The organism is Weissella thailandensis (genome assembly GCF_005405465.1).
Lineage (GTDB): Bacteria > Bacillota > Bacilli > Lactobacillales > Lactobacillaceae > Weissella > Weissella thailandensis.
The window spans coordinates 1-915 of the sequence record NZ_BJEC01000041.1 but is presented as its reverse complement, the minus strand read 5'-3'; the positions used below and the strand labels follow the sequence as shown (position 1 = coordinate 915).

The following is a 915-nucleotide window of genomic DNA, read 5'->3' as shown; positions in this document are numbered from 1 at the left end:
AAATACTAGACCCAAATTAAATTACCGTTTAACAATCCACTCTGACCAGGGATTCCAGTATCAAAATTATGAATATGTCTCACGTTTGCAGAACAACCATGTGTTTCAAAGTATGAGTCGCAAAGCGACCTGTCTAGATAATGCTATGGCGGAGAGCTTCTTTCATCTCTTGAAGGTAGGAACTGTCCATAATAACCATTATCAAAACTATGACGAGCTGAAGTCTGCTGTCAATAATTATATCTATTACTACAACAATAAACGGATTAAAACAAAGCTGGCCGGAAAAACTCCGGTTCAATACCGAAGTCTTTCCGACCAGCTAGTTGCTTAAACTTCTCTCCAATTTTTGGGGTTCAGTTCATGACGGCCTTTTTAGTCATTAATAGACTGCTTTATCATTTGAAAAACAAATTCATATATAAAATATAAAATATTATTGACTTTTTCATTTTAAGTGTGTAGTATATATCAAGTCGGCAACGGCGTTACATGAAGCTAACTTGATGAAACAACTTAAAAGAAGTTGTTGACAAATTAAATTAACTTCTGTAGTATAGATTAAGTTGTCAGCGAGACAACGACTGTTGATCATTGAAAACTGAATATCGTTTCGATGAAACAAATGCGTAGGGTCATCAAGTTTTACTTGATACAAAACATTTGTGAAGTCAATTCACTAATAAATTCGTTTAACTTCTGTTAAACAAATAACAACAAATTGAGTTATACTCAAACTTTTAAAATGAGAGTTTGATCCTGGCTCAGGATGAACGCTGGCGGCGTGCCTAATACATGCAAGTCGAACGCTTTGTCTTTAATTGATATGAAGAGCTTGCTCTGATTTGATTTTATCTGACAAAGAGTGGCGAACGGGTGAGTAACACGTGGGTAACCTACCTCTTAGCAGGGGAT

Annotated in this window: 1 protein-coding gene and 1 rRNA gene; both read left to right on the top strand. The window is 35.7% G+C overall.

The features are described 5' to 3' along the window. The coding region (locus FFM62_RS10030) for an IS3 family transposase (RefSeq protein ID WP_137604531.1) at positions 1-334 on the top strand (334 nt) is incomplete at its 5' end. A 407-nt stretch (positions 335-741) separates the two neighbouring features. After that, positions 742-915: ribosomal RNA gene (locus FFM62_RS10025) — 16S ribosomal RNA — on the top strand; the annotation flags it as partial.